This is a genomic window from Flavonifractor sp. An91 (assembly GCF_002159225.1).
Taxonomy (GTDB): domain Bacteria; phylum Bacillota; class Clostridia; order Oscillospirales; family Oscillospiraceae; genus Flavonifractor; species Flavonifractor avicola.
Map to the genome: position 1 here is coordinate 48,670 of NZ_NFHA01000013.1, position 26,563 is coordinate 75,232.

The following is a 26,563-nucleotide window of genomic DNA, read 5'->3' on the forward strand; positions in this document are numbered from 1 at the left end:
GAATATGAGCTATCGGTTTGATAATCTGAGACTGGAAAAGGGTATGTACAACGAGGCGGGCCGCACCTTTACCCAGGTGCTGGAGCGGGAGGATCCCTCGGAGCAGTACAAGGGCACTCCTCTGGAGGGCCTGGACGCCTATCAGCGTCAGCTCAAGCGCTTTGACATCAAGGTGAAGGGTGCGGGCAGTGACGTGGTGGAAAAGTTTTTCTCCACCAGCCAGTCCGCCGTCCTCTTCCCCGAGTACATCGCCCGGTCGGTGCGCCAGGGTATGGAGGAGGCCGACCTGCTGCCCCACATCACCGCAGCCGTCACCCGCTTCGATGGCATGGACTACCGCTCCATTGCCTCTGTGCCCGAGGATGACCAGAAGGCCCTGCGCCATGTGGAGGAGGGCGCCACCATCCCCCAGACCCAGGTCAAGACCCAGGAGAACCTAGTCAAGCTCCACAAGCGGGGCCGGATGCTGGTGGCCTCCTACGAGGCCATCCGCTATCAGAAGCTGGACCTGTTCTCCGTCACCCTGCGGCAGATCGGCGCCCACATCAACCGGATGCACCTGGAGGATGCCATTGATGTGCTTCTCCACGGCGACGGCAACGAGAACCCCGCCAAGGAGTATACTGTGGGCTCCGACCCCATTGGCGGCTCCTCCGGTACCCTGACCTACGACGATCTGGTGGACTTCTGGGCCCAGTTTGACCCCTACGAGATGAACACCCTGCTGGTGTCCGGCGACATGATGCGCCAGCTGCTTAAGATGGACGAGTTCCAGAATCCCCTTACCGGCCTCAACTTCCAGGGTACCGGCAAGCTGGCCACCCCCCTGGGGGCCACCCTGCTGCGCACCTCCGCTCTGGAGAGTGGTAAGCTCATTGGCCTGGACAAGAACTACGCTCTGGAGATGGTACAGGGCTCCGACGTGATGGTGGAGTATGACAAGCTCATTGATCGCCAGCTGGAGCGGGCCGCTATCACCTCCATCTCCGGCTTTGCCAAGTTGTTTACCGATGCCGCCAAGGTGCTGAAGCTGAAATGATTGAGGAGATTATGGCCATGGCCCAGAGTCTGGGTCATGTAGACGACGGCCAGCAGGCGGCCCTGGAGGCCCTGTGCCGGGCGGCGGAGACTGAGATGACCGGCCGGCTCCGGGATGGGGTAAGTCCGGAGGACTGCGGCCCGGCCTTCGTGCTGGGGTGCGCCTGGGTGGCGTTGGCAGGGCTGGCCGGAGGCCAGTACGGCGGCGGGACCGAGTTTACTGCCGGAAGCGTTACCATCCGGGAGGCAGACTGCGTCCAGGATCGGGAGCGCTCCGCCGCCCTCCGGCTCCAGGGCGAGACGGTGCTGGGGCCCTATCTGAAAGACCGGGGGTTCCTGTTCCAGGGGGTGGAGGGATGACCGGACGCTGGGAACGGATTTTATCCAGATATGGTCAGACCATCACCCTCTACCGGCAGGGACAGGAGGAGGGCACGGCGTGCCGGGCCTTCCTCCAGCCCGTCCTGGAGAAGGGGGCGGATTTCTTCCAGCGGCAGCCTACCCCTTTGGGTCTGGTGCGGCAGGACCGGTGGATCTGTCTGGGCGGACCGGATATGGCTCTGAATGAGCTGGACGGCGGGTACCTTGCCTGGGGAGACCAGACCTTTACGGTGCGCAGCGCCCAGCCGGTATACCTGGGGGAGGAACTGGTGTACTGGTGGGGACTGCTGGCGGTCAGGGACTGAGCGGAACCTTGAGTGTTTTGACGGGTGGAAAGACTGTGGGAAGCGGGGGAGAGCAATGGAGTTTGGAACGATCCGGGAGCGGATGGCGGACTATCTGCAGGAGCAGGGCATTGACGCCCAATGCGCCTACCCGGAGATGAGGCGGGCTCGGAGAGATGGAGTGGTAACCGCCGTTTCCCTCCGGGCCTGCCAGGGGGGGCCGGAGGGGTTCCGAGATTACCTGGGAGAGCGGTACGACGAGGAGAGCGGCCAGTGGCAGGAGCTGTACGGGAGAAAGATTGTCCTCACCTTTGGGCTGGACCTGTACGCCCCCCAGGGCTGCGGCGCGGCGGGCATCCAGGAGACCTTCGACCGGATGGCTGAGGCCTTGCAGCGGGAGGGACCTCCCGGCCTCACCCTCCAGGAGCTCTCCTGCGGAGAGACGGAATTTGACCAGGGGGCCGGCCTCTACCACCGGACGGTGGAGGCGGTATGCCGGGGCTACCTGTATGCGGTGGCCCAGGAGGGCGGCACCTTCCTGGACTTTATTGTGAGAGGAGAGAGCCGGATTTGAGTATGACGATCCATGAACGGCCTGGAGTATACTCCAGCTACGACGCCTCCACTGTGATCAGCGGCAGCGGCGGCGGCCGTACGGTGGGCCTGGTGGGACTGGTTACCGAGGGGGAGAGCGGCAAGCTGTATACCCTCAACCGCTACGAGGACGCGGTCACCCAGTTTGGTCAGGAGGAGAACCTGACCAAACTGGTGCAGGTGCTATTCCGCAACGGCGCGGCCAAGGTGGTGGCGGTACCGGTGAGCGGCCAGGAAAACTATCAGGGAGCCTTCGACCTGCTGGCGGTAGAGGAGGATATCTCTGTGGTAGTGTGCGACAGCACGGAACTGACCGTCCAGCAGGCTCTGCGGCAGAGCGTCTGCGACGCGTCCCAGGCCCGACGGGAGCGCATCGCCGTGGTGGGCGGCGCTCAGAGCGAGAATGTGGAGGCCCTGGTCCAGCGGGCGGAAGGGCTTAACAGCGAGCGGGTGGTGCTGGTGGCCCCCGGCGATGACACCGGCCTGGCCGCTGCTGCCGTGGCAGGGGCCATTGCCGGAGAGAGTGACCCCGCCATCCCTCTGGGCGGCGCGGAATTGAAGGGCCTGGAGGGGATGGAGGCCCGGTACGCCGACACCGAGATCGATACCCTGGTGCGGGGCGGCGTTACCCCCCTGGAAAATGTGAGCGGCGTGGTCAGCGTGGTGCGGGGCGTTACTACCCGTACCAAGACCGGAGAGGCGGAGGATGCCACCTGGCGGGAACTGACCACCATCCGCATTGTGGACGACGTGATTCCCACCATCCGCAACTCCCTGCGGGCCAAGTTCCGCAGGACCAAGAACACGGAGCAGACACGGGGAGCTATCCGCTCCCAGGTGGTGCTGGAGCTGGAGAACAAGCTGGCCAGGGAGATCATTACCGGCTACGATCAGGTGACGGTGGAGGCGGACACGGAAAATCCCACCGTCTGTCTGGTGGACTTTACCTTTACGGTGGCCCACGGCCTCAATCAGATCTGGCTCACCGCCCACATCACGGTATAAGGAGGCAACGGCATGAAGATTTCTGGTTTTCCCACCAGCAGCGACATCTACCTGGAGATCGACGGGAAGAAGGTGGCGGTGGTCCAGAGCTACACTGCCAAGACCACCCGCTCCAGCCAGAGCGTGGAGGCCTTCGGCGAGGAGGAGCCTGTGGCTACCATTCCCGGTCCGCGCACCCATGTGCTGGAGCTGACCCGGCTGTACGCCACCGATGAGGCCATCCGGGACGGCATCAACTTCCACGACCTGGAGGATTTCAGCCTGGTGATCTGCAAGCCGGACCGGAAGATCATCTACTCCGGCTGCCAGTGGAGCGCCATCGGCGAGACCGGCGCTCTGGGGGCCATGGTGGTGGAAAAGATCACGGTGGTGGCGGCCAAGCGGATCGAGACGGCGGTATGAGTGGGGGAGACTGCAAGATGGAGTCCCTGCTGAATCGAAAAGACCGGCTGACCCTGGAGGACGGCACCCAGCTGCGGCTGCTCTCCGCCCTGGAGGTGCTGGAGGCACGCCGGGAGGGGGAGGAACTGGCTCAGGGCGAAGGGGAGCGGGCTCTGTGCGCCAATGCCTGCCTGCTGGCCCGCGCCCTGGAGGAGAACGGCAAGCCCCTGTTCTCCTCCGGCCGGGCGGTGCTGGAACATCTCAGCGCCCGGGAGGTGGCAAACCTGGCCCGGCTGTGGGATGAGCTGGATCGGGCGGAAAATCCCTCCCCTGAGGATGGGGAGGAGGAGACCCAACCCATAAAAAAAGCCTGGAGCATACGCCTTATGAGCGCCTTCGCTGGCGTGTGCTCAAGACGTTTGGGGCTCTTCCAACGGAGGAACGGGCCCAAAAAATGAAGGCCAGAGACTACCTGTGGTGCGCCCTCAACCTGATGCTGGACCGGGAGGAAGTGCTGGAGCAGCTCTGTCCCTCCTGCCGGCAGAAGGCGGAGGAGGTGTGCTGCCCGGTATGCGGACAGCCGGCGGGGACCACCATGGGTGGACAGAACGCCTCCTTCGATCAGGAGCGGTTTGAACGGCTGATGCGGGGGGAGCAGGCATGATCGACTATATTGGACAGCTGCTGGAGCAGCAGCTGGAGCGGGAGGAAAGGGACGGGGTCTGGAAGACCGGCCCGGTGCGGGTCCCCCTCCCTGCTGTGGGAGAAGAAGAGGCTGGACAGAGCGGAGAGAACACAGAAGAAGCTGTCTTGTCCAGTCTGGAGGGCAGGGACGGGGCCGGTTTGGCTCTGACGGCGGGCGGTTCCGGAACTGTCACCGGCGGAGATATCCGCCGGTGGGCGGCGGGGTTAGACGTACTGGGTCAGGCCGGGGAGCGCCGGACGAATGGCGGGCCGGAGACTGACCGGGCCTGGACGGAGGCTGTCCGGGAGCTGGATCAGGCGGTACGGATCAGCCTGGCGGGCCTTCCGGTGGCGGAGCGGCAGACCCAAGTGGTGACATTGGAGCCGCCGGGCAGAGAACAGAACGGCGGTCAGGATGGGCTGCGGCGGCTGGACCGGCTGGTGCGGCGGGACGCACGAAGATTTGACGGGGGGTTTCAACTGCTGTGAGACTGGCGGCAATGCGCTATAAAAACTATGTATGGCCCCACAATCCCAGGGTGTATTCCATCTCCTATAAGCGGAAGGTGGGGGCCAGAGAGGTGCCCTTCGGCCACTATGCCCTACAGGATCTGGGCCCCTCCTACCGCATCATGCGAGGAGAAGGAGAGTTTGTGGGGGAGGGGGCCTACGACGAATTCAAAAAGTTGGCCACCGTCTTTTACAACCAGGGGCCAGGTATCCTGGTCCACCCGGTGTGGCAGACGGCGAACGCCTACTTTGTGGAGCTCTCCCTCAGTCAGGAACCCAGAGCGGACTATGTGAAGTACACCTTCACCTTCTGGGAGGAGTTCGGTGGGCACAGCACAGGTACCCGAGTGACCACCACCTCCGGCGGAACGACGGGAGGCACGGCCCAGACTGGTTCTACCGGCGAGCAGTGGTACACCGTGGTACGGGGGGACACCATGTGGGGGATCGCCCGGCGGTATGGGGTAGGTCTGAGTAATCTGATTGCCCTCAATCCCCAGATCAAAAATCCCAACCTGATCTACCCGGGGCAGAAAGTGCGGGTGGCGTGATGGAGGCCGTACTGCATTGCTGGGACGGAAGTCAGATTGCGCTGCCCCAGATAACGGAATGGAAGTTTCAGTATGGGCTGGGCACCCCCTGCGACAGCTTCGAGGTGCGCTGCCTGTGGGAGCCGGAGGAGGATCTGCTGGCGGAGACAGTCAGCTTTACCGCCGACGAGGGAGGTCAGCGGGTATTCACCGGCCTGGTGGACGAGTGTGAGCGGGGTTGGGATGAACAGGGCGGTTTTTTGACCATATCCGGTCGAGGTATGGCGGCCCGGCTGCTGGACAACGAGGCTCTGGGTATGGACTACCAGGTGGCCACCTGGCAGGACATCCTGCGGGACCATGTGACGCCCTACGGGCTGGAGGCGGCGCCGGGGGCCAAACTCACCGCCGTGCCCGGCTTTTCCGTGGCGGTGGGAAGCAGCGAGTGGCAGGTGGTCTATGAGTTCTGCCGATATTACGGCGGGATTACCCCCCGGTTTGACCGGCTGGGGCGGCTGGTGGTCACCCCTTGGGAGACAGGGGAGAAGCTGGTGCTGTCCGAGGACACGGGGGTGACCGCACTTACCCTGCGGGATCAGCGGTACGGTGTTCTGTCCCAGATCCTGGTGCGGGACAGAACCACCGGAGCGGTGCAGACGGTGGAAAACGAGGACTTCGCCCGGCGGGGCGGACGGTGCCGGAGGGTGCTTACCATGCCGGGGAAGAGCAGTTATCAGACCATGCGCTATTCCGGCAGCTATCAGCTGGAGCGGTCGGCGGAGGAACTGAGGCAGCTGGAGCTGGAATTGCCCGGGGCCTTTGTGACCTGGCCGGGGGAGTTGGTAGAGGTCCACCTGAACAAACCGGTGGGTCGGGGTACCTGGCGGGTAGCGGAAATGGTGAGCGGAATGGACGAAAAGGGAACCTACACCCGGCTGGTGCTGGGGGACCCGGCGGCATTGAAGTAGGAGGGAGACAAGATGTGGCTGGCACAGCAGCAGCGGCGTAGAAGAAAAGATGGAGGTTCTCAGGTGGGCACCGTTACCCTGGGGGGCGACCCGGCAGGGGTATGCCTGGACGGCGAGCGGCGTGACCTGCCGGTATTTGCCCCCGGCGGCTATGTATGGCGGCCAGCCCGGGGTGACCAGGTGCTGGTCCTCAAGACTGGTTCCGACGGTGAGGCCCCCTGCGTAGCGGGGGCACGGTGTGCCGAGGAGTACGGCGTGGCGGAAGGTGAGGTGCTGCTCTACAGCGGAGGCACCTCCATTCGCCTGGGCATGGACGGCACGGTGTCCGTGACCGGCAAACTGCTGGTCAACGGCAAGGAGGTCATGACAAGGGAGTGAGCAGATGGAACTGATGGTAAGGGACGGCGACTATGTGCCCGACGAGGGGGGCGGCTACCGGCGGGCGGAGGGCAGCCAGGAGCTGCTCCAGAGGGTGCTGTGGAAGCTATCCATCCCGCGGGGCAGCTTCCCCTTTCTGCCCAACCTGGGCAGCCAGCTCTACCAGCTGGGCCGCTGCAAGCCCGCCCAGCGACAGAACCTGGCCCAGCAATATGTGGCCCAGGCCCTGGAGGACGAGCCTGACCTGACGGTGACTGCCGTGAGCCTGAAGGAGGACGGCACCATGGAGGTGGCGCTGACCTGGCAGGGGGAGGAGCTGAAGCTGACGGTTGAGACGGGAGGGATTTGGTGAGATCCATTGACGAGATCTATGGAGAGATGACGGCCATCTTTGAGAAAGAGACGGGGATTGCTCTGGCCGGAGACGGAGATATGGCGGTGCGGCTGTACGCCGTGGCTGCCCAGATCTACGCCCTGTACATTCAGGCCGACTGGGTAAACCGCCAGTGCTTTCCCCAGAGTGCGGAGGGGGAATATCTGGACAAGCACGCCCAGCTGCGGGGCCTGGAACGCCGTGAGGCTGTGGCGGCGGAGGGGACAATTCGTTTCCAGACGGACAGTGCCGCCCAGGCTGATCTGACCATCCCGGCGGGGACGGTGTGTATGACGGCGGGGCTGATCCGTTTTGAGACCACCCAGGAGGTCATCCTCCAGGCCGGTGAAACCCAGGTGGATGCCCCGGCGGTAGCCCTGGAGCCGGGGACGGCGGGCAATGTGGCGGCAGGCGCCATCCGGGCCATGGCGGTGGCCCCGGTGGGGGTCAGCCGGTGTACCAATCCGGAGGGATTCTCCGGCGGCCTGGATGCGGAGGACGACGAGACCCTGCGGGCCAGAGTGCTGGAGACCTTCCAGCGGATGCCCAACGGCGCCAACGCCGCCTACTATGAGCAGAGCGCCATGTCCTTTCCTCAGGTGGCGGCTGCGGCGGTGGTGTCCCGGCCCAGAGGGGTGGGCTCGGTGGACGTGGTGGTGGCTACCTCCGCCGGAGTGCCCGATGAGGAACTGCTGGAGGAATTGCAGGCCTATTTTGAGGAGCGGCGGGAGATCGCCGTGGATGTGCAGGTGCGTGCCCCGGAAGTACAGAATGTGGATGTGACCGCTCAGATCCAGACAGCGGCCAACCGGGACGGGGAGACGGTGCGGCAGAATGTGGAGCAGGCCATTCGGAGCTGGTTTAATGGACAGCGACTGGGCCAGAACATCCTGCGGGCCAAGCTGGGCCAGCTGATTTATGAGGTGGACGGGGTGGAGAATTATACCCTCACCGCTCCAGCCGCCGATGTGACGGTGGAGCACGATGTGCTGCCCCAGCTGAATAGTGTCTCGGTTACCCGGACGGAGGGAACGGCATGAGCGGCTACGCGGAATATTTGAAGGACCTGCTGCGGCCCATGCGGGTCTACGAACTGGAGGGCACTGCCAACGGCGGGGAGCTGGAGGCCCAGGGTCAGGCGCTGGACGGTGTGGAAGCTGGTCTGGAGGAGATCCAGCGGGAGATGCTGCTCTCCACGGCGGAGGACCGGGGGCTGGAGGCTGTGGAGAGCCTGCTGACCCGGCGGCCGGTGACCGCCGATCTGGAAATGCGGCGGGCGGCCTTGGCCGCCCTGCTCCGCATCGGTGGAGACAGCTTCACTCTGGCGGCCATCAATGACAATCTGAAAGGCTGCGGCATCAATGCCCAGGCCAGAGAGACCGGAAAGGCGGGGACGGTGGAGGTTTACTTCCCTGATGTGCCCGGAATTCCCGATGGGTTTGAAGAATTGCGGGAGATCATTGAGAGCATTCTGCCCGCCCATTTGGGTGTAGAATATGTGTACTGGTATATCACCTGGGCACTGATGGAACAGAAGTTTTCCACTTGGGGCGAGATCGAGACTTTGGGACCCACCTGGGAGGAACTGGAGAAGATGGTGGAATAAAAGGCGGCCCGCACTGCGGGCCGCCGTTTGATACTTTAGGAAGTGGGAGAATCCTGGCAGATCAGATTGCCGTCGGCGTCATAGCCCTGGCACCAGGCCAGCCAGACCGCACCGCTGTCATCGGATGGGCCGGGGGCCAGGGTGGAGGGAGCGGCCCACACGCCGTCGGCCACCTGGGTAAAGGTAGGGGAGACGCCGCGGCTGTCTATGGCGGCCTGGGGATCGGCCCGCTCACTGGTACCCAGAGAGATCAGCTGGGCCTCCACCCGCACCACCCTGGGATCGGTGCAGATCACCACAGGGGTGGCCTCAAAGGCAAGGTCAATATCGGGTTGAGAGCCGAACAGATTGCAATAAATGGGATCTTCCAGCTGGGTGAGATCCAGCTGCCAAAAGGGAAGGGTGTCCGCAGGCCGCCACAGGAAACCGGCCAGCCGATCCAGGGTATAAAACTGCACGGTGTCCCCCTGGCGGCCCACAAACCACCAGGTGTTTTTTGGTACATAGTCACCCCGAATCTCCTGATATTGGATGGGGCCGGAGGCCAGGATGGTGTTATCTATCACATAGTGTTCCCGGTTCAGACGCTCACACGCGGCGGCGGAGGAGGGGAGGGGAGTATCCAGGGCTACCCAGACGGAGAGCAGTCCCAGGCACAGCAGCAGGCTGCTCAAGGCCCAGCGGATGCGGGGTAGGGTATAGTAGCGAAAATGGGTCATGAAAACGGCACCTCCTCCTCCAGCTCAATGCGGAGTATGATCTGGTCGCCGGGTTTGCCCAGGGTGATGGTGAACCATTGGGCGCCGGGGGTGGGATCGGCGATGGCGAGATACCCGCTGGCGGCCAGAGGCGAGGTAGATAAGGTAAAGCAATAGGCCTCCCCGGTGGCGCCGGTGGAATCGACCCAGGTATACGGTACCTCGTACAGTTCCAGATTGTCCAGCCACAGCTGCCAGTGGGAGACTGAGAGAGAGGCCTGGACCTCCAGCCGGGAGGGGAAATTCGGGTAGTCCGGTGTGCGGACCAGGGCTGCGTCGTGGGCGGAGATGGTGTAACCGCCTACCGTTCCGCCGCCGGAGGCGGAGCCGGAGACCACCAGGGTCTCATTGACTTGAGCGGGAAGGGTACAGGAGGGTGGAAGCAGAGAATTGTGGGCGAACAGGCCGGTCTGGTGCAGGCCGCTGGCCACGGTGCTGACCAGAATGAGCATGATGCCCAGCACGGTGAACAGGGCGGTCAGGCCGGGAAACAGGGGGATGTGGCAGCGGTCCAGCTCATGGCCGATCTGATAGGGATCTCCCATAGCCTCCACCGCCCGGCGGGCGGCCACCTCAGGTTCGATGCCCTGTTCCTCCAGTGCGGCGGCGTGATCCTCCAGGTGAGCGGTCAGCTCTTCCCGGGCCAGACGTTTTGCCAGCGGCAGTCGGATGACAGAACACACCTGGTCGCAGAATTGTTCAAATGGCTGGCACAAGGCGGATTCACCTCATTCCCTGTCTTTGGTGGGATCATAGGAGCAGACCAGATTGCCGTCGGCGTCATAGCCCTGGCAGAAGGCCACGAGATAGCCGCTGCTCTTGGGGGATGCCCAGGGGATCAGGACATAGGGGGAGGGACCTACCCATACTCCGTCTCCCGCCTTGGTGAAGGTGGGGGAGACTCCGCGCTGGGCGATGGCGGCCTGTGGATTGGCCCAGTCCTCCTCTGACAGGGCAACCAGTTGGGCCTCCACCCGCACCACGGCGGGGTCCGCACAGAGGAGGATGGGAATGACCTTTGAGGCATCCATACCAGAGAAGCCATCCAGGGAGGTCAGCTGAAAGACATCAAAGGTACATCCGATGGGTTGATCCTGGAGGGAGAGCTGATAGGAACGGCCACGGGTAGCGCGGTCCAATGGGCGCCACAGGAACCCGGCCAGCCGCTCCAGCACCTGGAGCTGAAAGCGATCGCCGCTGCGGCGTATGAACCACCAGCAGTCCCGGTCGGTATAATCACTTTTGATGATGATCCCTTCCTCCGTCATATCGATGGGGCCGGAGGCCACGATCTCGCCGCCGGAGCTGTAGTTTTCCCGATCTATCCGGGCGCAGATGGCGGCCGGGGAGGGGAGCGGGGCATCCAGTGAAAGCCACAGGAAGAAGAGACAGAACAGAGCGGCTATGATACTCAGAACCAGCAGGAGGCGGGGCAGGATGTAATAGCGAAAGTGTTTCATGCCGGAGGCACCTCCTCATCCAGAGTGATTTCCAGGGTGCATTGATCGCCGGGCCTGCCCAGAGTGACGGAGAACCAGCTGCAGCCGGGGGTGGGGTCCTCCAGAACCAGATACCAGTTTTGAGCCAGAAGGGTGGAGGCCATGGGGCAACAGGAGACCGTACCGGAGGCGCCGTCGGAGTCGGTCCAGACGGCGGGGACGGAGGGGGTCAGGTGGTCCAGCCAGGGCTGCCAGTGGGAGACGGTGACGGCGGTCTGGATTTCCAGCATGGAGGGGCGGAATTTGGTGCTGGGGCGGTAGACCAGAGCGGCGTCTTTGGCCTGGATGGTATAGCCCCCCACATGGCCGCTGCCCCGGGCATCTCCCTCGCAGAGCAGGTCTCCATCGTCCCAGCCGGGCAGGGTGGGGGCGGGCAGCAGCACGGTTTCATAGCGGAAGAAACCAGTCTGATGCAGAACGCTGGCGCAGAAGCCGATGAGAAAGAGGGCGCAGGCGCACAGGGCAAAGATTTTGGACAGCCGGGGGAGCAGAGGGCTGTGACAGCGGTCCAGCTGGCGGCCGATCTCCTGTGGGTCTCCCATGGCTTGCACTGCCTGGACTGCGGCCTCCTCAGCAGAGATCCCTTTTTCCTCCAGAGCAGCGGCGTGGTCCTCCAGGTGGGCGGTCAGTTCCTCACGGGCCAGACGCTGGGCGGGGGGCCAACGGATAGATGCACACACCTGATCGCAGAAACTATCAAAGGTTTTGGAGGACATACACTCACCTCAGTTCATAACGAGTCGTCCAGGATTCCGGTTCAGGGGACTGGTAGATCAGCCTTCCGTCGGCGTCGTAGTCACGGAGGCGGATACGGTCCATATAATAGGCGGGGAGCAGGTTCCCGGTGAGCTGAAACCAGAAGCAGCCGTCTGCCACCGGGCCCTGGCGGAGGGTATTCAGGCCATAGACTCTGCCGGCGTCCGACTCAGAGACCAACACCGGGTACTCCACCTCCACCTGGACAATGTCCGGGTCACCGGCCAGCACCAGAACAGCCCCCCAACTGTAGGGTGTGACGGCACTCAGCGGTTGTTCCGGGTCCCGGTAAAGGGACACAAGCGTGCCGGAATCCCAGAGCAGCCCTTCCCGGGACAGACCACACCAGGCGTACCAGTTTCCCATGCGCAGCAGGTACTGGCGGTCATAGAGAGGGCCGGACCCCAGATCCGCCACCACCTGGCCGTCCTCCCAGTAATACCGGGTCTGGGTGGCCCGCAGGGCCTGTTCAGCGGTAAGTATGGGGAAATCCAGGGTGACGGCCAGGAAAACCAGAGTAAGCAGCAGGACTACGGCGTCCCGCAGGATGCGCCATTTGCGGCCTCGCCGGGAGATGGAACGTTCAGCCATCTGCTTCGCCTCCCTTCAGCGGAACGGTGAGGGAGAGGCGGACTTCTCCATAGCGGTCGAAGCGGAAGGTCAACTGGGAGGCTGCCGGGTCCACATTGGTGACGGTGAGGCAGTAGTGAGTGGCAAAGGGGAAATCACCCATGGGGGTGCTGACCTGCACTCTGGAAAAGACGGTTTCGTCCAGAGCCTGCCACTCCCGGGTGGAGGAATAGCGGTTGCCCACATCGTCCTCCGCCCATAAGTCATAGCCAAAGGCGGGACAGCGCAGCCAGGGATTGGATTGCGTTACCTGGAGGATACACTCCACATAGCGGGCGCCGGAGTAGTTCTCAATGCCGACCTGTTTTATGGTGTAGGTATAGGGCGGGTCCTGATAGACAGCATTGGTCTCATAGTGAGCCACCAAATTGTCCGGGTGGACATTCCGCTCAAAGTAGAGGGCGGGATCGCTGCTGACAGAATCGGGCTTTCCGGTCAGGTTCTCCAAGGTGCCGGGCAGGTGGAACAGGCAAAATATTATAATGATGGCCGACAAGAGCCACACCACCGCTTGAAACCAGATCTGGAACCACCCCAGCAGGGGACTGTGGCTCTCATTCAGAGCCCGGCCCAGCTCCTCCGGGTCACCCATAGCCAGGACAGCCGCCTCTTCGGCCTCCTCCGGGGTCAGGTCGGGGCGGGCCTCCAGCAGGGCGTCCCGGTGGTCCTCCAGGTGGGCGGTGAGTTCGGCGGTGATGGCGTCGTGGTCGGGAGAGAAGCGGACAAAGGCACACACCTGTCTGCAAAATGTCTCGCAGCGATTGGAGGCCATACACTCACCTCAATTCATAATGGGTGGCCCAGGATTCCGGTATAGGGGATTGGTAGCGCAAGGCTCCGGCGGCGTCGTAGCCCTTGACCTGGAGATCCTCCGGAAAGACAAAGCCGGGACCTGACGTATAGGAAATCAGGAAGCAGTTCTCCGTGCTCTGGGTCTGGCTGGCGGAGAGCAGGGTGTAGCCCTGTTTTGTTTCGGCAGAAATAGGGAACGTGATCTCCACCTGAGTGATCTCTGGGTCGTTGGAGATTACCAGTACAATCCCGTTATCCTGATTGCTGACGATGAGGGGAACTAGGGGAAGATCCGGATCATTTTCCACAGCGCCCAGTTCACCGGTCTGCCAGAACAACAGAAGGCGGCGGTTGATTCCGCACCAGGCGTACCAGTCCCCGTGGCGGAGAATGTAGTAGCGGTCGTACTGGCCGATCTTGACTTTGTTGGCCTCCCGGGAATAGTCCAGGGTAGTGATGACCTCCCCGGGGCCGAAGAAATAGCGGTCCTGGGTGGTCTCCAGGGCCTGTTCGGCGGTGAGGATGGGAAAGTCCAGCCGGAGTACCAGCACCACCAGGACTATTGCCAGCAGCAGGGCGTCCCGGAGGATGCGGCGCTTCCGCTGGGCGGGGGTGACGGAGCATCTGGCCATGTCAGTCCCCTCCTTTCAGCGGCAGGGTCAGAGAGATGGCGTTCTCCCCGAACCGGTCAAAGTGGAGGGTGATGGAGGTTGCCTCCGGATGGATACCGCCTACCCACAGATCGTAGTAGGAGGCGAAGGGATAGACGGCGGTGGGATTGCCGGAGGAATCCCCGGCGGAGGTGGGCAGCTGGTACAGCACCTGCTCACCTCTGGAGGGGTAGCGGTTGCCCAGATCGTCCTCGGCCCACAGCCATTCCCGGAATTCCGGCCCCCGCTGCCAGGGGTTGGAGTGGGTCACCTTCAGCAGATAGCTCAGATGCAGGGCCTCGTCACGGTATACGCTGGTCTCCGAGTGTGTGACAACCGCCCGCTGGATGGAGAAGGTGTAGCCCTCATACTGCCAAACAGCCCCAGGGATGAAATCGGCCACCACGTCGTACTCGTCATAATGCTCCAGAAGATAGCCCATCCCCACACCGTCGTAACTGGGGGGCGCGATCAGGTTAGTGACCGTCTCTTTTGCCTGGGGTAGGGCGAAGAGCAGGATGAGGATGGCCAGAGTCCACACCACCCGGCGGAACCAGATCTGAAACCAGCCCAACAGGGGATGATGGATTTGATCCAGCCAGCGGCCCAGTTCTTCCGGGTCTCCCATGGCCCGGACGGCCCTGGACTCGGCGTCCCGCAGGGTCATGTTGGGATAGGCCTCCAGCAGGGCGTCCCGGTGCTCCTCCATGTGGCCGGCCAGCTCTGCGGAAATGGCGTCGTGGTCGGGAGAGAACCGGACGAAGGAACATACCTGACCGCAGAATTGGTCTATGGTGAGCCGGGGGCCGCCGGGGGCGTCCATCAGGCCATGGCCGGGGCGGACCCGGCCAGCACCGCGTTCACCGCCTGGGAGAAGGTGGTCCACTCCTTCTTCTTCTCATCCAGCAGCCGAAAGCCCTTTTTTGTGATGTGGTAATACTTGCGGGTGCGGCCGGTGGGGGCCTCCTTCTCGTAGGACTGGACCGCCCCCTCCTTCTCCAGGGTGTGGAGAATGGGGTAGAGGGTGCCCTCCTTCATGGAGAAGGTGTTGTCGCTCTTGGCCTCCAGCTCGGCGATCATCTGGTAGCCGTACTTGTCCTCTCCGGACAGGAGAGAGAGTACCAGCAGGGTGGTGCTGCCAGACAGCAGGGATTTATCCGCTTTCATGGGAAACCTCCTTTCAGATCAAAAACAATACCTCGGGTTTCTAGGTATATTATACCTAGAAACCCGAGGTATGTCAACAGAGGTTTTATTTCATACGGCTGCGGAGGGGCCGGCCAGACAAAAAGCGGTCCAGATTGTCCAAAAACAGGGCCTGGAGCTGATCCAGGGTGACCTGCATATGGTTGTAGCCTCCGGCGGTGTGGGGGGTGATGAGGGCCCGGGGAGCGCTCCAGAGAGGGTGATCCGGAGGGAGGGGCTCCGGGTCGGTGACATCCAGTCCCGCCCCCAGCAGATGCCCCTGGGACAGGACTTCCGCCAGGGCGGCACAGTCGATGGCAGAGCCCCGGCCGGCGTTGAGCAGCACGGCGTCCGGCTTCATGAGCAGCAGGCGGCGGCGGTCCATGAGTCCGGCGGTATCCCTGTTGTGGGGGAGAACCAGAGCCACCACGTCGGCCTGGGGGAGCAGGCTGTCGATGGCGGACAGGGGGAAAGTCTGGTCGAAGTCCTCCACGGGAGCGTCGGAGCGGTGGAGGCCCATGACGGTTTTGGCCCCGAAAGCCCGGCACAGACGGGCAAAGTGGCGGCCAATGTCGCCGGTACCCCCCACCAGAACGGTCTGCCCCCGCGGGGAGTGGACGTGGCCTAAATCGGCCCAGATGTGGTCGTTTTGCTGGTCCCGGTAGGCGGGCAGCCGCTTGTAGATAGCCAGCAGCATGGCCAGCAGATGCTCGGAGACGGCGTGGCCGTAGGCTCCGGCGGCGCAGGTGAGGACCACGCCCTCGGGCAGGATACCGGGGACCAGGTAGGGGTCCACACCAGCGTTCCAACTCTGGACCCATTTCAGCCGGGGGAAGGTTTTGAGATCTGCCGGGGGAACGAAACCCATGAGGATGGTGGTGCGTTCCCGCCAGTCCTGGGGGATGGCCGCCGCCCCCCGGCGGTCACTGGTGGGGAGAAAGAGGTGCTCCTCGTTGGGAGCGGCAGCGCGGAAGCGGTCCTGCTCTTCCGGGGTGAGGGGGAGCAGGTGGAGAATGGTTTCCATAGGATAAGCCTCCAGATATGGATAATGTAGAAAAGAGGGCTGGTTGGAAAACCAGCCCTCTTAAGCAATTACTTAATGGTAATGAGCAGCTCGCCGGCCTTGACGGAGCCGCCAGACCCACGCAGGCAGGCCTGCGTGGGGCCCCATGAGAAATTTCATTTCGTATCGCGGGGCGGAAGTGAATCCCGCCCCGCTCCGCCGCAAAAGCGGCGGTTCGCTGTGCTCGCAGGAAGGCGGCGGGGTGTTGAAAAACGAAGAAAACCGGTCTTACTTAATGGTAATGAGCAGTTCGCCGGCCTTGACGGAGCCGCCTTCCTTGATGAGTACCTCGTCCACGGTACCCGCCATGCGGGCCACCACGGAGGTCTCCATCTTCATGGCCTCGATGACGGCCAGGACCTGGTTCTCCTCCACCTTGTCGCCGGGCTTGACGTTTACCTTGGACACCATGCCGGGGATAGAGGCGCCCACCTGGCTCTTGTCGGAGGGATCGGCCAGATTGACCTTGCGGGCCTGCGCGGTAGCGCTCTTGTCGGGCACGGCCACCTCGCGGCGCATACCATTGAGCTCGAACTGCACGTTGCGGGTGCCGTCCTCGTTCAGGTCGCCCAGACCCATATACTTGATGACCAGGGTCTTGCCGTCCTCGATGTTGATCTTGTTGGTCTCGCCCAGGGCCATGCCGTTGAAGAACACATGGCTGCCCATGCGCATGATATAACCGTACTCCTGACGGTGACGGTAGAAGTCCTCCACCACCTTGGGATAGAGGCACCAGGAGATGACATTGTGGTCGGAGGCGTCGGGATAGAACTTGCGGACCTCCTCCCGTGCCTTCTCAAAGTCGATGGGCTCCAGCAGCTCGCCGGGGCGGCAGGTGATGGGCTTCTCGCCCTTGAGGACCACCTTCTGCAGGTCCTCGGGGAAGCCCCAGGCGGGCTGACCCATCATGCCCTTGAAGTAGCTGACCACGGAGTCGGGGAAGGTGAGGGCCTCGCCCCGCTCCACGATGTTCTCGGGAGTCAGATCGTTCTGCACCATGAAGATGGCCAGGTCGCCCACCATCTTGGAGGAGGGGGTCACCTTCACGATGTCGCCCAGCATATGGTTGACGGTCTTGTACATCTCCTTGACCGCCTCGAACTGGTGGCCCAGACCAATGCTCTCCACCTGGCTCTTCAGGTTGGTGTACTGGCCGCCAGGCATCTCGTAGCGGTAGATGTCGGTGGAGGGGTTCTTGATGCCCGCCTCAAACTTGCTGTAGCGCAGGCGCACGTCGGCCCAGTAGTCGGACAGCTTCTGCAGCTTGTCGCTGTCCAGGCCGGTGTCCCGCTCCTGGCCGTGGAGGGCGGCCACCACCGCGTTCATGGAGGGCTGGCTGGTCATGGAGGACATGGAGTCGATGGCGCAGTCCACAATATCCACGCCGGCCTCGGCGGCCATCAGATAGGCGGCCACCTGGTTGCCGGAGGTGTCGTGAGTGTGCAGGTGGATGGGCAGGCCGATCTCCTGCTTCAGGGTGGACACCAGCTTCTTGGCGGCGTAGGGTTTCAGCAGGCCGGACATATCCTTGATGCACAGCAGGTGTGCACCACGCTTCTCCAGCTCCTTGGCCATGTTGACGTAGTACTCCAGGGTGTACTTGTCCCGCTTGGGGTCCAGGATGTCGCCGGTGTAGCAGATGGTGGCCTCGCACAGCTTGCCCTGCTTGAGGACCTCGTCCATGGCCACTTCCATACCGGGAATCCAGTTCAGAGAGTCGAAGATACGGAACACATCAATGCCGCCGATGGCGGCCTCCTTGATAAAGGCGCGGATCAGGTTGTCGGGGTAGTTGGTGTAACCCACGGCGTTGGCACCCCGCAGCAGCATCTGGAAGGGGATGTTGGGGATTTTCTCCCGCAGCAGCCGCAAACGCTCCCAGGGGGACTCGTGGAGGAACCGGTAGGCTACGTCGAAGGTGGCGCCGCCCCACATCTCCAGGGAGAAGCAGTCGTTGAGGATTTCGGCAGTACCCTCGGAGGCCTTCAGCATATCGCGGGTACGCACCCGGGTGGACAGCAGGGACTGATGGGCGTCCCGCATGGTGGTGTCGGTGATGAGCAGCTTCTTCTGATCCAGCACCCAGTCCCGCACAGCCTCGGGGCCCTTGCTGTCCAGCAGCTGCTTCAGGCCGGTACACTTGGGCGGGGTGTTCTCGTAGGGCGGGAAACGGGGAATGTCATGCTGAGGACGCTCGGCAGAGGGGGAGTCCACCTGGATCTGGGCGATATATTTGAGGATCTTGGTGGCACGGTCCCGTCCGGTGTCGATGTCGAAGAGCTCGGGAGTCTCGTCGATAAACTTGGTGTGGCACTGGCCGGCCTGGAAGGTGGGGTGGGCCAGAATGTTGGTGACGAAGGGGATGTTGGTTTTGACGCCGCGGACGTGCTCCTCGCTGATGGCACGCATGGCCTTGCGGCACACGCCCTCGAAGGTGTTGTCCCAGGAGGTGACCTTTACCAGCAGGGAGTCATAGTAGGGAGAGATCTCAGCGCCGGTGTAGGCGTTGCCGCCGTCCAGACGGACGCCGAAGCCGCCGCCGGAGCGGTAGGCGGTGATCTTGCCGGTGTCGGGGGCGAAGTTATTGGCCGGATCCTCGGTGGTCACCCGGCACTGAAGGGCATAGCCGTTCATGTGGACGGCATCCTGAGAGGGGATGCCGATCTCAGGGGTGGACAGGGGGTGACCCTCGGCAATGAGGATCTGGGCCCGCACCAGGTCCACACCGGTGACCATCTCGGTGACGGTGTGCTCCACCTGGATACGGGGGTTCATCTCGATGAAGTAGTGGTTGCCCTCCTTATCTACCAGGAACTCCACGGTGCCGGCGGAGACATAGCCCACGTGCTTGGCCACCTTGACGGCATCCTCGTACAGCTTCTGACGGGTAGCTTCGGGCACGCTGAAGGCGGGAGCGAACTCCACCACCTTCTGATAGCGGCGCTGCAGGGAGCAGTCGCGCTCACCCAGGTGTACCACATTGCCGTGCTTGTCGCCCAGGATCTGTACCTCGATGTGCTTGGGCTCCACCAGGTACTTCTCAATGAAGATGTCCTCGTTGCCGAAAGCCTTCTTGGCCTCGCTCTTCACCAGATTGAAGGCGGGGATAACTTCGTCCGGGTTGTCGCAGCGGCGCATACCGCGGCCGCCACCGCCGCCGGCTGCCTTCAGAATGATGGGGAAGCCGTAGGAGATGGCCTTCTCCAGGGCCTCTTCTCCGCTTTTCAGGGGTTCAGAGGAGCCGGGGATGGTGGGCACGTTGCAGGCCTTGGCAATGGCCTTGGCCGTCAGCTTGTCGCCCATCTGAGCCAGAATCTTGGAGGAGGGGCCGATGAAGGTGATGCCGGCATCCTCGCAGGCCTTGGCAAAGTCGGCATTCTCACTCAGGAAGCCATAGCCGGGGTGGATGGCGTCCACGTTGCGGCGCTTGGCCAGGTCAATGATGGAGGGGATGTCCAGATAGGCCCCCAGGGGGGACTTGTTCTCGCCGATGAGATAGGCCTCGTCCGCCTTGGTGCGGAAAAGGGCGAAGGTGTCCTCGTTGGAATACATGGCCACCGTGTGCAGGCCCAGATCGTAGCAGGCCCGGAATACCCGGATGGCGATTTCGCCCCGGTTTGCCACCAGGACTTTGTTGAACTTACATTCCGCCATACTGTCCGTCCTTTCTAACAAAAATCTCTTACTGTGCAAGCAATCCCCGGTCACTCCTTCGTGCCCGGGGCTGAGGGCCCGGTCCTTTCCGGGCATATTCCCTATGATATTATACCAGTAGTGACATTATATCTTATACGCTAAAGTATTTGCAATCGTTTTTCTTTAAAATTGCAAATCTTGGCGGGAACTACAGGAATCTTCCCGGCCGCTTGTCGGGAAATAGGAAATATGCTACACTCAGTTTGTCGAAAAGCGGTTTCGACAAACTGAGTGCCTTTTTAAAACTTCTGAGAAGTTTTAAAAAGTTTTGACTGGACGCGAAAGGACACCCTGATGGTTTCCTTTCACACTATCTTTCCTTCCGAAAATGGAAGCCTGGAAACTTTTTATGCAAAAATGGTATAGAATGATGCAAAAGAGGTGAGATCATGTCGCTGACACTAAAGACCGGCGTGGAGGCCCTGCCTGGGGTGGGTCCTGCGCGGGCCAAAGCTCTGGCCCGTCTGGGGCTGACTACCGTGGGTGATCTGCTGGGCTACTATCCCCGGGACTACGAGGACCGGCGGAAGAGTGCCTCCATTGCCTCGGCGCCGGCGGATGTGCCGGTATGCCTCACTCTGATGGTGGCCGAGCCGCCCCGACTCTCCCGTATCCGAAAGGGGCTGGAGCTGGTGAAGGTGCGCCTGGTGGATGACACCGGCAGCCTCACCGCCACCTTTTTTAACCAGGCCTATTTGAAGGATGCCCTGCGGACGGGGGAAACTTACGTCTGCTTCGGCAAGGTGGAAGGCGAGGGCGGCCGGCGGCAGATGACCAACCCGGTGTGCGAGCGGGTGGACAAGGTGCGCTTTACCGGCCGCATTTTGCCGGTATATTCCCTGACCCACGGGGTGTCCAACAACCTGCTGGCGGGGCTCACCCTCCGGTGCGCGGAGGAATGTGCCGGCCAGGTGGAGGAGAGCCTGCCCCATGACCTGCGGCAGGCCCACCAGCTGGCCGAGGCCGAGTTTGCCGTCCGCAACGTCCACTTCCCTGCCGATGAGGATGCCCTGGCGGTGGCCCGACGGCGGCTCATCTTTGAGGAGCTGTTCTATCTCACCTGCGGCATGGCTCTGCTGCGTACCCGCCGGGACAAGGCGGCAGGGCTGCCCTTTGAACAGTTCCCAGAGGAGGACTTCCTAAATCTGCTCCCCTTCTCTCTCACTGGGGCACAGCGGCGGGTGATTGGGGAGATGACTGCCGATCTCACCTCCGGCGCTCCCATGAACCGGCTGGTCCAGGGCGACGTGGGTTCGGGTAAGACCATGCTGGCAGCCTACGGGGCCTGGTTGGCGGCGAAAAACGGGTACCAGTGCGCCCTGATGGCCCCCACCGAGCTGCTGGCCGAGCAGCACTACCGCTCCCTGGCCCCTTTGCTGGAGAAGGCCGGTATGCGGGTGGGGCTGCTCACGGGTGCGGTGAAGGGCAAGGCCCGCAAGACGGTGTATGCCGCCCTGGAGAGCGGCGAGCTGGATCTGGCTATCGGCACCCACGCCCTTTTGAGTGAGGGAGTGACCTTTGCAAAGCTGGGGCTGGTGGTCACCGACGAGCAGCACCGCTTTGGCGTGGGCCAGCGGGCGGCCCTGGCGGCCAAGGCCAACGGTACCCCCCACGTGCTGGTCATGTCGGCCACACCTATTCCACGCACCCTGGCCCTCATCATCTACGGCGATCTGGATGTGTCGGTGGTGGATGAATTGCCCCCCGGTCGTTCCCCGGTGGAGACCTATGTGGTGGGGGAGGACAAGCGGCAGCGGATGTACAACTTTGTCCGCAAGCTGGTGGGAGAGGGCCGTCAGGTCTATATGGTCTGCCCTGCTGTGGAGGAAGGAGAGGCTGACGGAGAGGAGCCGGGTCCCGGCGGCCCGGCGGCTGACCTGAAGGCCGCTGTCACCTATGCCCAGACCCTCCAGACCCAGGTCTTTCCCGACCTGCGAGTGGGCCTGGTCCACGGCAAGATGAAGAGCAAGGAGAAGGACGCGGTCATGACCGCCTTTGCCGCCGGGGAACTGGATGTGCTGGTATCCACCACCGTCATCGAGGTGGGGGTGGACGTGCCCAACGCTGCCCTGATGATCGTGGAGAACGCCGACCGCTTCGGCCTTTCCCAGCTTCATCAGCTGCGGGGCCGGGTGGGCCGTGGCAAGCACCAGTCCTACTGCGTGCTGGTGACCTCCACCCGCAGCCAGGACAGCCGGGAGCGGCTGCGGGTCTTGTCAAAAACCAACGATGGGTTTAAAATCGCGGAGGAGGATCTGCGCCTTCGGGGCCCCGGCGACTTTTTCGGCTCCCGGCAGCACGGCCTGCCTCAGTTGGGCATTGCCGATCTGGCGGGGGATATGCGGGTGCTGAAGGAGGCACAGACTGCCGCCGAGGAACTGCTCCGCTCCGACCCCGGCCTGACTCTGCCGGAGCACGCCGGACTGCTGGGGCGGGTGAAACGTCTTTTTGCCGAGCAGGGGGACGTATTTAACTAAGAGAAAAGGACAGAAACTGTTTTATGGATCGTATGGAAGAGACCAAGGGCCTGCGGGCCCGAACCGATATCCACTTCAACTGCTGCCAGTCGGTGCTGGTGCCCTTTGCCGACCAGTGCGGACTGAGCAAGGAGGCAGCCTACCAACTGGGAGCCCACTTTGGTGCCGGTATGAAGCACGGCGCCACCTGCGGCGCGATAACCGGGGCCCTGATGGCCCTGGGTATGGCGGGGGCCGACAACAACGCCGCCCTGGACCTGATGTGCCGGTTCCGGGAGCACAATCAGGCTCTGGACTGTACTACTCTGCTACAGCTGGCTGCAGAGCGGGGCGAAGAGCGCAAGTGCCACTGCGACCGGATGGTGTATGAGGCGGTGGAACTGCTGGAGGAGCAGCTGGAGCGGAAGTAAGCGTGAAAAAGGGGCCCGGCCTGTCAAACAGGCCGGGCCCCTTTTTGCGGTTCAGTTCAGAGTGAGCGTGATGGGCGTGTCCAAAGTGGAGGTGTGGTAATCCAGGATCTCCAAATCCACCTGGTCGAAGGGATAATCTTTCAGGGGAACGGACTCCTCAAAGACTCCCTCCAGCTCCCTCCCGTTCTCATCCATGACGATAGTGTGGGATGCCATACTGAAGTGGTGCTCGCTTCCGTCGGGAGCGCGGTAGATGGGGCCTACCACCTGGCGGAACACCATGCCGTCTGCCAGGGTGGGGGTCCGGAAGGTGAGGGTTGGAATGCCGTCTGTTTCCTCAATTCGAGCCAGAGTGATGCCGTCGGGCAGAGGATCAGTCCGGCCAGTGGCCAGATCTACCGTGACCCAGTGTTCCTCCTTGTCCTGCCAGATGGCTCCTTCGATGTGAAGGGTCAGGTGCTGGGCATCCTCAAAATAGCTGCTCTCAAAGCGGTAGGAGGTGACCCGGGGGGTGCCGCCATCGCCGTGAGCGATCAGCCCCTGAGGCCGGTCATAGCGCACGCCCTTGTCGTCCTCCAGCCAGCAGGTCAGGCTGTTGATTTGGGCGGTGTTGGCCTCGTCCTCCTGGATGTCCACCCGGACGTGGGTGGGGTAGATCTCCAGCCCCACTACTTTCAGCTGTTGGCCGTCCAGGGTAAAGGGTTGGTCCAGGGTGATCTGACTGCCCTGGCTGGTAAAGTTGGGGTCGAACTGTAGGGTGAAGGAGAAAATGGCCACCGCATCGGGATCAGCGGGTGGATCGTCCCACAGGCCGGAATCTTCCGATGGAACAGCGGCTTCGGTGTCGTCCGCCGCCCACACCTTATAGTCCAGGATCAGGGTATCGGGTACGTCCTCCTCCTGAAAGTCGATGGAGATCCGTCGCAGCTCCTTCGGATCGCTGGGGGTCTGGGGGAAGGAGAGGCTGGCATGGGCTTGCTGGCCGTCGGCCATTCGGATATCCCCGGAGCCGTCCAGCTGGGAATAGCGGTCACTGCTCAGGGAGAAGAAGACATTGACCTGCTTCTGGTCCACAATGAGATATTCCACCTTCATGGTCACGTCGCCGTCGGTCTGGCTCTGCACCACCCGCTGGACATATTCGTGCTCAATGGCGGCCTTCAGGCTGGGAGAAAAGGCCACGGCGGCGGTAAGCTCCTTCAGGATGGGGATGTTGGAGCAGGCCAGGGCGAAGGGAGTTACCAGGTTGACCAGCAGCACAAAGACGGCAAACATGGCGGCCACACTGCCGGCGGGGGCAGCGATCCAGCGGCTCAGCCGGCGCCGCCGGTATCTGGCTCTGGCCCGGGGCAGGGCAGACTCCAGCCCGGAGGGCGTCTGCTCCAGCTCATCCAGGAGCAGGCGGTATTCTTCCATACGGTCCATGGTTCAAGCCTCCTCGCTTAATTCCAGTTTCAGCAGGGACAGGGCTTTGCGCTGCCGGGTGGAGACGGTGCCGGTTGGGATCTCCAGGGCCTCCGCTGTCTCCGCCAGGGTGAGACCCTGGAAGTAGCGCAGGATGATGACTGCCCGCAAATCCCGAGGCAGGCGGCGGATGGCCTCCTTTAGCGGCAGATTGTCATAGGTCTCCGCTGCGGTCTCGGGCAGCTCCTCCACCGCCAGCTCCCGCTTGCGGCGTCGGAGTTCAGCGTTGCAGGCGTTGATGAGAATGCGGGTGAGCCAGGTATTGAAGTGTTCCGGCTGGCGCAGCCGCTTATGATGCAGCAGCCCCAGATAGATGGCCTCGTCTACCGCGTCCAGGGCATAGGCCTCGCTGCCCAGGTAGAGATAGGCGGTGCGGTACAGTCTGGCCTTAAGTGCCTCGGTACGGGTCGCAAATTCCTGTTCGGTCAAGGGTGGCGCCCCCCTTTCTGCCTATTAGAGTATTTGGCGGGCCCTTTTCATTGCGTGGCGCGAAAAAAACAGCCGCGCCGCAAAGTATTGCTGCGGCGCGGCTGTTGTCATGCGTTTGCAAGGGTCTGGGCGTTTTCCATATAGCGGCGGACCACATAGCACAATTCCCCTTGGGGCAGCGTCTCCACCGGGACGCCGTTCAGATCGGTGAGGGGACAGATCCGGGCGCCAAGGGCGGCGGCTACGCTGTCCAGGGCGGTCTGCTCCTCCGGAGTGACGGCCCCTGACTGGATGAGGCCTTCTGTCTGCTCCAGCTCGGAGAACATATTCCACAGGATCACCAGCCGTTTCCGGCGGTATTCGGCCTCCTCGGGGGCCTGATGGTCGGTGTACTGGGCAGCTTCATGATAGACCATATGGAACTGGGAGAGCAGTTCGCTGAACAGGGCGGGGTCCACCGGCTGGCGCAGGCTGCGGCGGATGACCTCCCAGTAGTAGGCCTGGAGTCGGTAGAGCTCCTGGAAGTTCCGGCGGAACTGGGGTTCCTTCCGGTTGGGCAGCAGGAAGGTGTTGACCACCAGCACCAGCGCCACTGCCATACCCAGATACATGAGCCGCAGGCCGATGGCTTCGGTCTCCTGTACCGTTAAAGTGGCCATGGTGAGAGCAAAGGAGGTGGAGAAAATGGGATGGACCCAGGTGCCTGGGGTGCAGCAGTACATCAGGGAGATCATAATGAGGGAGAACACAAAGATACCTGGTAGGCCGGGCAGCCAGGGATACACCAGATGGACAATGACACAGCCGATGGCTGTGCCCACGGGGCGGGTGACCATCCGGTGGGCGCTCTCCTCATAGCTGGGCTGGAGGAGCAGGAAGGCATGGAGAGGGAACCAGTAGGTGTGCTCAAACTCCCACAGGAAGCTGACGGTGGTGCTGATGGTCATAACCACCGCAAGACGCAGAGCGAAGCGAAACTCAAACCGGGCGGGGGAGAACCGCTGGCACAGGCTGCTCCAGGCCGCCCGCCAAGGCACCTTGCGGAAAAAGGGGTCGTGCTGGGCGTGGAAGGACTCCCGGCACAGGAGCAGCAGGGTGTGGAGTACGCTGCGGTAGAAGATGCGCAGGCGGCCCTGGGGCAGATTAGTATCGTCGAGCAGGGCCTGAATGCGGGCGGCCAGCCGCTGCCGGGCGGCGGGCTCCCAGGCGCTTTGCAGCTGCCGCACCACCTCTGCCAGGGTGTGCATGGTATGGGGGAAAGCCGGGGTGTTCTTGGCGTCCTGCCAGGAGGGACCGTCGGTGACCAGATAGGAGGCCCGCTGAAACAGCAGGGCCAGCAGATGATAGCACCGCTTCTGCCGGTCAGGCAGGTGGAGCAGGTGCCGCCGGTCATAGCCCTTCCGGTGGAAGCTGCGGGCCAGGTCGTAGAGTTCCTTGCCGGCGGCCTTGTCGTCGCCGCCGTCAGCCAGTCCGTCCAATAGATCGGCCAGCCGCAGCAGGCTGGCGGAAATCTGACCCGCCGGGTCACTGGTGATGTGGGTCACCTTGGCGTTGATGAGCAGAGCGATCACCAGCAGCACGCAGCAGAAGCCCACCGCCTCCAGCTGAATGGGCAGCTGCTCCAGCGTGGGTGGACGCAGCTCCAGAAAGACGAAGGTCATGGCGTAGCCCATGTGGCCCTTGGGGGTGAACTGGCTGCACTTCCAGAACACCAGGAAGAAGGGTACGGCGAAATTCAGGATGGCGCACAGCCACACATTGAGGGCGGCGGCAAAGGCCAGCAGGCACAGCAGCAGGGACATGAGGCACATGGCCGCGTAGTCCTCCAGCCGGTTGGCCTCCTTCCGGCGGAGCTGAAACAGGGTGGTGGAGCAGGAGACCACCATGGCGTAGGTGCTGCCGAAGATCCAGGTTACCAGCAGGAACTGGACCACGTAGAACAAAATGGTGGAAAAGGCCCCCTTCCACCGGCGCCAGAACAGCGCCGGAAAGCCCCTGATGCCGGAACCCGCGGCCACA

The 26,563-nt window shown here is 62.7% G+C and carries 31 protein-coding genes; 17 read left to right on the forward strand and 14 right to left on the reverse strand.

What is annotated here, in order from left to right; translation table 11 throughout:
- Positions 1–4 precede the first annotated feature (4 nt).
- Genes B5G42_RS09205 through B5G42_RS09275 form a run of 15 tightly spaced genes read left to right on the forward strand, consistent with a single transcriptional unit; the run spans position 5 to position 8,732 of the window.
- Positions 5–1,039 carry a phage major capsid protein gene (locus B5G42_RS09205; protein ID WP_087269366.1) on the forward strand — a complete coding sequence of 345 codons (1,035 nt, stop codon included), beginning with the start codon at positions 5–7 and terminating at the stop codon, positions 1,037–1,039.
- Positions 1,036–1,398 carry a hypothetical protein gene (locus B5G42_RS09210; RefSeq protein ID WP_087269369.1) on the forward strand — a complete coding sequence of 121 codons (363 nt, stop codon included), beginning with the start codon at positions 1,036–1,038 and terminating at the stop codon, positions 1,396–1,398. Before B5G42_RS09205 ends, B5G42_RS09210 begins: the two co-directional genes overlap by 4 nt.
- A complete protein-coding gene (locus tag B5G42_RS09215) occupies positions 1,395–1,724 on the forward strand; it encodes a hypothetical protein (protein ID WP_087269372.1) in 330 nt (109 codons plus the stop codon). Before B5G42_RS09210 ends, B5G42_RS09215 begins: the two co-directional genes overlap by 4 nt.
- 55 nt (positions 1,725–1,779) lie before the next feature.
- Complete coding sequence (locus B5G42_RS09220) at positions 1,780–2,277, forward strand: hypothetical protein (RefSeq protein WP_087269375.1); 498 nt, start codon at positions 1,780–1,782, stop codon at positions 2,275–2,277.
- A 2-nt stretch (positions 2,278–2,279) separates the two neighbouring features.
- Complete coding sequence (locus tag B5G42_RS09225; protein ID WP_242961186.1) at positions 2,280–3,302, forward strand: phage tail sheath C-terminal domain-containing protein; 1,023 nt, start codon at positions 2,280–2,282, stop codon at positions 3,300–3,302.
- A gap of 12 nt (positions 3,303–3,314) precedes the next feature.
- Entirely contained in the window at positions 3,315–3,704 is a 390-nt protein-coding gene (locus B5G42_RS09230) for a hypothetical protein (protein ID WP_087269381.1), read from the forward strand.
- Positions 3,705–3,721: 17 nt separating this feature from the next.
- Positions 3,722–4,141 (forward strand): hypothetical protein, encoded by a 420-nt coding sequence (locus tag B5G42_RS09235; RefSeq protein ID WP_242959096.1) that lies wholly within the window; start codon positions 3,722–3,724, stop codon positions 4,139–4,141.
- Positions 4,138–4,347: a molybdopterin oxidoreductase gene (locus B5G42_RS09240; RefSeq protein WP_087269384.1), complete on the forward strand. Its 210-nt coding sequence runs from the start codon at positions 4,138–4,140 to the stop codon at positions 4,345–4,347. Before B5G42_RS09235 ends, B5G42_RS09240 begins: the two co-directional genes overlap by 4 nt.
- Complete coding sequence (locus tag B5G42_RS09245) at positions 4,344–4,856, forward strand: hypothetical protein (RefSeq protein WP_087269387.1); 513 nt, start codon at positions 4,344–4,346, stop codon at positions 4,854–4,856. Before B5G42_RS09240 ends, B5G42_RS09245 begins: the two co-directional genes overlap by 4 nt.
- 11 nt (positions 4,857–4,867) lie before the next feature.
- Positions 4,868–5,428 (forward strand): SafA/ExsA family spore coat assembly protein, encoded by a 561-nt coding sequence (gene safA / locus B5G42_RS09250; RefSeq protein WP_087269390.1) that lies wholly within the window; start codon positions 4,868–4,870, stop codon positions 5,426–5,428.
- A complete protein-coding gene (locus B5G42_RS09255; protein ID WP_087269393.1) occupies positions 5,428–6,375 on the forward strand; it encodes a hypothetical protein in 948 nt (315 codons plus the stop codon). The genes safA and B5G42_RS09255 overlap by 1 nt, the downstream gene beginning before the upstream one ends.
- Positions 6,376–6,387: 12 nt before the next feature.
- Positions 6,388–6,753: a hypothetical protein gene (locus B5G42_RS09260; protein ID WP_087269396.1), complete on the forward strand. Its 366-nt coding sequence runs from the start codon at positions 6,388–6,390 to the stop codon at positions 6,751–6,753.
- 4 nt (positions 6,754–6,757) lie between these two features.
- Positions 6,758–7,105, forward strand: a complete 348-nt coding sequence (locus B5G42_RS09265; protein ID WP_087269399.1) for a hypothetical protein — start codon at positions 6,758–6,760, stop codon at positions 7,103–7,105.
- On the forward strand, positions 7,102–8,166 hold the full coding sequence (locus B5G42_RS09270) for a baseplate J/gp47 family protein (protein ID WP_242961187.1): 1,065 nt from the start codon (positions 7,102–7,104) through the stop codon (positions 8,164–8,166). Before B5G42_RS09265 ends, B5G42_RS09270 begins: the two co-directional genes overlap by 4 nt.
- Complete coding sequence (locus B5G42_RS09275; protein ID WP_087269401.1) at positions 8,163–8,732, forward strand: DUF2313 domain-containing protein; 570 nt, start codon at positions 8,163–8,165, stop codon at positions 8,730–8,732. The genes B5G42_RS09270 and B5G42_RS09275 overlap by 4 nt, the downstream gene beginning before the upstream one ends.
- A 35-nt stretch (positions 8,733–8,767) precedes the next feature.
- Here the strand turns inward: B5G42_RS09275 and B5G42_RS09280 are convergent, their stop codons facing one another.
- From B5G42_RS09280 to B5G42_RS09330, 11 genes are all read right to left on the reverse strand, one after another.
- The gene (locus B5G42_RS09280) at positions 8,768–9,451 is read right to left on the reverse strand and encodes a hypothetical protein (protein ID WP_087269404.1); all 684 of its coding nucleotides are present in this window, start codon (positions 9,449–9,451) and stop codon (positions 8,768–8,770) included.
- Positions 9,448–10,206 carry a permease prefix domain 1-containing protein gene (locus B5G42_RS09285; protein WP_087269407.1) on the reverse strand — a complete coding sequence of 253 codons (759 nt, stop codon included), beginning with the start codon at positions 10,204–10,206 and terminating at the stop codon, positions 9,448–9,450. The genes B5G42_RS09280 and B5G42_RS09285 overlap by 4 nt, the downstream gene beginning before the upstream one ends.
- Positions 10,207–10,218: 12 nt before the next feature.
- Positions 10,219–10,950, reverse strand: a complete 732-nt coding sequence (locus B5G42_RS09290) for a hypothetical protein (protein ID WP_087188080.1) — start codon at positions 10,948–10,950, stop codon at positions 10,219–10,221.
- The gene (locus B5G42_RS09295) at positions 10,947–11,705 is read right to left on the reverse strand and encodes a permease prefix domain 1-containing protein (RefSeq protein WP_087269410.1); all 759 of its coding nucleotides are present in this window, start codon (positions 11,703–11,705) and stop codon (positions 10,947–10,949) included. The genes B5G42_RS09290 and B5G42_RS09295 overlap by 4 nt, the downstream gene beginning before the upstream one ends.
- A gap of 4 nt (positions 11,706–11,709) precedes the next feature.
- Positions 11,710–12,336 carry a DUF5044 domain-containing protein gene (locus tag B5G42_RS09300; RefSeq protein WP_087269413.1) on the reverse strand — a complete coding sequence of 209 codons (627 nt, stop codon included), beginning with the start codon at positions 12,334–12,336 and terminating at the stop codon, positions 11,710–11,712.
- Positions 12,329–13,147, reverse strand: a complete 819-nt coding sequence (locus tag B5G42_RS09305) for a permease prefix domain 1-containing protein (protein ID WP_087269416.1) — start codon at positions 13,145–13,147, stop codon at positions 12,329–12,331. The genes B5G42_RS09300 and B5G42_RS09305 overlap by 8 nt, the downstream gene beginning before the upstream one ends.
- A gap of 4 nt (positions 13,148–13,151) precedes the next feature.
- A complete protein-coding gene (locus tag B5G42_RS09310) occupies positions 13,152–13,799 on the reverse strand; it encodes a DUF5044 domain-containing protein (RefSeq protein WP_087269419.1) in 648 nt (215 codons plus the stop codon).
- Position 13,800: 1 nt separating this feature from the next.
- Positions 13,801–14,703, reverse strand: a complete 903-nt coding sequence (locus B5G42_RS09315) for a permease prefix domain 1-containing protein (protein ID WP_242961188.1) — start codon at positions 14,701–14,703, stop codon at positions 13,801–13,803.
- Positions 14,640–14,984 (reverse strand): PadR family transcriptional regulator, encoded by a 345-nt coding sequence (locus B5G42_RS09320; RefSeq protein WP_087269425.1) that lies wholly within the window; start codon positions 14,982–14,984, stop codon positions 14,640–14,642. The genes B5G42_RS09315 and B5G42_RS09320 overlap by 64 nt, the downstream gene beginning before the upstream one ends.
- An 85-nt stretch (positions 14,985–15,069) precedes the next feature.
- Entirely contained in the window at positions 15,070–16,026 is a 957-nt protein-coding gene (locus tag B5G42_RS09325) for a D-2-hydroxyacid dehydrogenase (protein WP_087269428.1), read from the reverse strand.
- A 267-nt stretch (positions 16,027–16,293) separates the two neighbouring features.
- Positions 16,294–19,722, reverse strand: a complete 3,429-nt coding sequence (locus B5G42_RS09330) for a pyruvate carboxylase (protein WP_087269431.1) — start codon at positions 19,720–19,722, stop codon at positions 16,294–16,296.
- Between the two features lie 431 nt (positions 19,723–20,153).
- Here B5G42_RS09330 and recG point away from each other — a divergent pair, with 431 nt between their 5' ends.
- Complete coding sequence (gene recG / locus B5G42_RS09335; protein WP_087269434.1) at positions 20,154–22,241, forward strand: ATP-dependent DNA helicase RecG; 2,088 nt, start codon at positions 20,154–20,156, stop codon at positions 22,239–22,241.
- Between the two features lie 23 nt (positions 22,242–22,264).
- Positions 22,265–22,651 carry a C-GCAxxG-C-C family protein gene (locus tag B5G42_RS09340; protein WP_087269437.1) on the forward strand — a complete coding sequence of 129 codons (387 nt, stop codon included), beginning with the start codon at positions 22,265–22,267 and terminating at the stop codon, positions 22,649–22,651.
- Positions 22,652–22,702: 51 nt separating this feature from the next.
- Here the strand turns inward: B5G42_RS09340 and B5G42_RS09345 are convergent, their stop codons facing one another.
- From B5G42_RS09345 to B5G42_RS09355, 3 genes are all read right to left on the reverse strand, one after another.
- Complete coding sequence (locus tag B5G42_RS09345) at positions 22,703–24,076, reverse strand: DUF4179 domain-containing protein (RefSeq protein ID WP_087269440.1); 1,374 nt, start codon at positions 24,074–24,076, stop codon at positions 22,703–22,705.
- A gap of 3 nt (positions 24,077–24,079) precedes the next feature.
- Positions 24,080–24,544, reverse strand: coding sequence for a sigma-70 family RNA polymerase sigma factor (locus B5G42_RS09350; RefSeq protein ID WP_087269443.1), 465 nt, complete (start codon positions 24,542–24,544; stop codon positions 24,080–24,082).
- A 107-nt stretch (positions 24,545–24,651) separates the two neighbouring features.
- Positions 24,652–26,562, reverse strand: a complete 1,911-nt coding sequence (locus B5G42_RS09355; RefSeq protein ID WP_087269446.1) for an FUSC family protein — start codon at positions 26,560–26,562, stop codon at positions 24,652–24,654.
- Between the last annotated feature and the right edge of the window lies 1 nt (position 26,563).